We start from the raw sequence: 4,669 nt of genomic DNA, 5'->3' as shown, positions 1-4,669 counted from the left end.
TCGAAGTGTATCATTCTGACAAGATCGAAGACTCCGTCTGACCGATTGTTGTCCCACTCTCCGAACGCTGAAATCCAGAGAGGATTTTTTTAATTAAAAATCTTTCCTGCCTTTGTCCTGGCACCGTGGGCTTTCCGGCTCAGAAAAATGGCTGCTGGTGATTGTCAATCGCTTTTTCTGGTGGTATAATGATAACATTCTGATGAATTGAGGAATAAACATAATGAAAGATTTTAACAAATCCAGCAAGCTGGAACATGTTGCCTATGATATTCGCGGTCCGGTCTTGGAAGAGGCTATGCGTATGCGGTCCAATGGGGAAAAGATCCTCCGCCTCAACACTGGAAATCCGGCTGAGTTTGGCTTTACCGCTCCTGATGAAGTGATTCACGACTTGATTATGAATGCGCGGGACAGCGAAGGCTATTCGGATTCCAAGGGGATTTTTTCTGCCCGCAAGGCCATCATGCAGTACTGCCAGCTGAAACGTTTCCCAGATGTGGACATCGACGATATTTATCTGGGTAATGGCGTCAGCGAGCTGATTGTCATGTCCATGCAGGGTCTGCTGGATGACGGGGATGAGGTGCTGGTCCCTATGCCGGACTATCCGCTCTGGACAGCGGCTGTCAGTCTGGCCGGCGGCAATGCTGTGCACTATATCTGTGATGAACAGGCAGAATGGTATCCTGACATTGAGGACATCAAGTCTAAGATTACCTCTAATACCAAGGCCATCGTCATTATCAATCCCAACAATCCGACCGGTGCCCTCTATCCCAAAGAGCTTCTGTTGGAGATTGTGGAAGTTGCCCGTCAGAACAGTCTGATTATCTTTGCAGATGAAATTTACGACCGCATGGTCATGGACGGCAATGTCCACACGCCGGTAGCCAGTCTGGCACCAGACCTGTTCTGCGTCAGCATGAACGGACTTTCCAAGTCCCACCGCATTGCAGGTTTCCGCGTCGGCTGGATGGTGCTGTCTGGACCTAAGCATCATGTCAAAGGCTATATCGAAGGGCTCAATATGCTGTCCAATATGCGGCTCTGCTCCAATGTGCTAGCCCAGCAGGTTGTCCAGACTTCGCTTGGCGGCCATCAGTCTGTAGATGAGCTGCTACTGCCCGGCGGCCGGATTTACGAGCAGCGGAACTTTATTTATCAGGCTGTTCAGGATATTCCGGGCCTGTCAGCGGTTAAGCCCAAAGCCGGTCTTTACATCTTCCCTAAAATTGACCGGGAAATGTACCGCATTGATGATGACGAACAGTTTGTGCTGGATTTCCTCAAGCAGGAGAAGGTCCTGCTGGTTCACGGCCGCGGCTTTAACTGGAAGGAGCCGGACCACTTCCGTATCGTTTACCTCCCGCGGGTGGATGAGTTGGCTCAAATTCAGGAAAAAATGACGCGTTTCCTGCATCAGTACCGCCGTTAAGACGGATGGTACAGCAGCTGCATGCTTTTATTTTCAAAAGGAGCTTCAGGGCAGCGATCCCGCTCCTCTGTTTTTGGATGTAAAAGCTGGGGCTGCTTTTTCTTGTCTTTAAATTGTAAAATAATGCGGATAATTGTAAAAAAACGGAGCCTGTTTGAAGGGCTGCCCTGTTTTTCTTTAGGTTTTAAAAGGATTTGTCCATGATTTTTTCATAACAGTCTGATGACAATGAATTGGCTTTTTAGCGAAAAGTGTCCAAAAAAAGAGTTGACATCTTTCAGATGGAACGTAAACATGATAGAATGAAAGTATCATTTGTTTTTGCAATGATAAAAAGAGTTAAAGGAGAATATGAATGACGAAAAAAAAGCTTAGTGCTTTGTCAGCTGGGGCTTTAGCCTTGTCTCTGCTCCTTGCAGAAGGAGTGCAGGCGGATCAGACGCTTGAGGATGCCGCTCATTCAGAGGCGGCAAATAGTCACAGTCAGACCGACAGTGCTCAGGCGGCTCCAGCTGTTTCGCAGGAGCAAGTGGCGGCTGCTCAGGCAGAACTGGATCAGGCGAATCAGTCCCTTCATCAAGGTCAGGCCAATCTGGCACAGTCTGAGGCAGCTGCTGGGGCAGCCCAAGAGCAGCTCACTCAGGCCAAAAGTGATGCCGACCGGGCGCAGGAGCTTGCTGCTCAGGCGACACCGGAAGCTATTGAGCAGGCCAAGCAGCAAGTCGCTCAGCAGACCGATCAGCTGGCAACAAGCCAGTCAGAATTGGCTGCGGCTGACCAAGCTGTGACCGCTGCTCAGGATCAGCGCGATAGTCAGGCGGCTGCTGTTCAGACAGCTCAGGAGCAGGTCAAGCTGCAGGAAGGCCAGGTATCGCAGGCAGAAAGAGGTGTTTCGCAGGCGCAGGCCGATCTGAGTGGAGAAAGTGCAGCTGAGGCTGCTCAGAAGGTCAAGAGCGCTCAGGAAAAGGTGGCTGCGGATAAAGCAGCAGCAGAGGAGGCACGATCTGCCCTTGCCAAGGCCAGTCAGGCTGACAGCCAAAACCAAGCTGCTCTGCAAGCGGCTAAAACCAATCAAGCACAGGCTGAAGAGACTCTGCGAACTTCTCAGGCAGATCTGGAAGCAAAGACAGCTCAGGCTGGCAAGACTCAGACTGCTCTGAATCAGGCCCAGCAGAATCTAGCTGCTGCTCAGGCGGCTGCTACGGTATCCAACAATCAGAATAAGCTCTATATGACGCCGGAGTATATCGCAGCCCTGAAACAGCTGGCCGACGCCAATACGACGCAAGCGCAAATCAGTCAGATTGAAGCGACTCTGGCTGGCCTGAATGCCACCGTCAGAGCTTATAACAATTATGTAGCGGATCCTAATGACAGCAAGGTGATGGTTGATACCAATAACATCCCGCAGAATATTCGTCAGGAGCTCTCCCTGTTTGCTTCAGAGCTCATTAACCAGCTGCGCGGCCAGATGGGGACTGGTCAGACCCTTGTGACTCCTTCCTCACTGGAATTTGCCGATAAGGTGGCTGCGGAGTATCGTAAGGATAATTGGTCATGGGATTTGATGAACAAATACCATCATGATGCTTGGGGAATCAACCGCGTGGCGCGTGAGTACGGTCTTGCGACAACGAGCGCAGAGCAGGAACAGCAGGGGCAGCAGTATTATGAAAACGCCCTCATCTGGAAGGAAGTCGTCTCCCAGCTGAGTGTGGCTGAGATGAAAAAGCGAATCTATGAATCGCTGGTTGAGTTCATGTTCAACGGATATGAATGGCTGCATGCTAAGTCAATCTCCGGCCTGAACACCGGCAGTCAAAAGAACTATCTGGGAGTGGACTTCTCCACGGAAAGTGACATTACGATGGCTCATTTTACCCTGGTCTCCGAGGATCAGGTCAAATATGCTACTCAAAATAATTTCAATGCGAATCCGATTGCAGCCAGCCAAGGAAGCGGCGCAGCGGATCCGCAGAAAGTGGCTCAGGCACAGGCAGCGTACGATGCGGCCTTAGCAGCTGATAAGCAAGCTCAAGCTGATAAACAAGCAGCACAAGACAGCTATAATCAGGCTGCCGCAGCTTTAGAGGCTGCCAAAGCCGCTTTGGCGCAAGCCCAGTCAGCCGGCTCTAGTCTGACTCAGGCCCAGGCCAATTTAGCAGCTGCAGAGCAGCAGCTGGCTGCTGATCAGGCAGCCTTGGAAGCAGCTCAGGCAGCACTGGCCAATCTTGATTTAGATGAAGCTGCCAAACAGGAAAACCTGGCACAGGCGCAAGCTGTGCTGGCTTCGGCTCAAAATGCCCTGACTTCTGCTCAGGAAAATCTGCAGGCCGAAAGCTCTAAGCTGGAACAGCTAGAAAGCGCTCTGGCAGCGGCAGTCCAGAAGAGAGACAGCCTGCAGGCAGCTGTAGCTGCAGCTGAGGCCGCTGTTCAGGCCGCGCAGGATAATGCTTCAGCTTTGGAAAAGGCTGAGGAAAACTTGGCTCAGGCGCAGGCAGCCTTGGCAGCAGCCCAGGCGGACTACGATGCCAAGCTGGCAGCCCAAGCGGAGCAGGAGGCCGTACTGGCCCGGCTGATGGCTGTTCAGGCAGCGGCCCAGGCCGTTTATGACCGTCTGTCCCAGCTCTATGCTGATCAGACAGCAGCAGAACGGCTCAGCCATTATCAGTCTATTTTAGCTGCAGCTGAGCAAAATCTGCCGGTTCTGGCGGCCTATTCTCAGCCGGCTGATCCTGCCAATCAGGCAGCGGCCAAGCACAGACAGGCAGCTGCTTCTGAAAACAGCCTGCCTAAGACAGGTCATGATCTATCCCATTGGATCCTGCTCAGCGGGCACTTGCTGCTTCTCATGGTTCTGAGTCTTTTTTACAAAAAGAAAACACGTGAGTAGGTGTAAAAAAACAGCCAGATTTGGCTGTTTTTTAGTTGGGAAACAGTTGGAAGTATTCATGTAGAATCTTTTCCTTTGCTTTTAGCAGTGAACCTGTCTGGAGGACAGTTTCAGCCTATCATTTTGAAATAAGAAAATGATAGGCGGTGAGCTGCTCAAAGGACTGCTTTGAGATTGCGGATAAAAGACAGTGAGGAAGTGTCAAAAGCAAGGCTGATGGCGGTGGGACAGACTCCCATGATGGCTGTGCCCTCACCCACAGAGGGATGGATCTTTTGGAAGATACTGTATAAGAACTAAATTTTTAAAAATTTAGTTCCCTTCACTCTTTTGTTTCT

At 51.0% G+C, this 4,669-nt stretch carries 2 protein-coding genes; both read left to right on the top strand.

All coding sequences use genetic code 11. The annotated features are described in order from the left end of the window. Window positions 1-223: 223 nt before the first annotated feature. Window positions 224-1,438 (top strand): pyridoxal phosphate-dependent aminotransferase, encoded by a 1,215-nt coding sequence (locus STRDD11_RS00490; RefSeq protein WP_128834323.1) that lies wholly within the window; start codon window positions 224-226, stop codon window positions 1,436-1,438. Between the two features lie 355 nt (window positions 1,439-1,793). Then, complete coding sequence (locus tag STRDD11_RS00485) at window positions 1,794-4,331, top strand: SEC10/PgrA surface exclusion domain-containing protein (protein ID WP_128834320.1); 2,538 nt, start codon at window positions 1,794-1,796, stop codon at window positions 4,329-4,331. Window positions 4,332-4,669 lie beyond the last annotated feature (338 nt).

Origin of the sequence: Streptococcus sp. DD11, assembly GCF_001578865.1 — a bacterium.
GTDB classification, from domain to species: Bacteria; Bacillota; Bacilli; order Lactobacillales; family Streptococcaceae; genus Streptococcus; species Streptococcus panodentis.
This window is presented reverse-complemented; position numbering and strand designations above follow the sequence as displayed.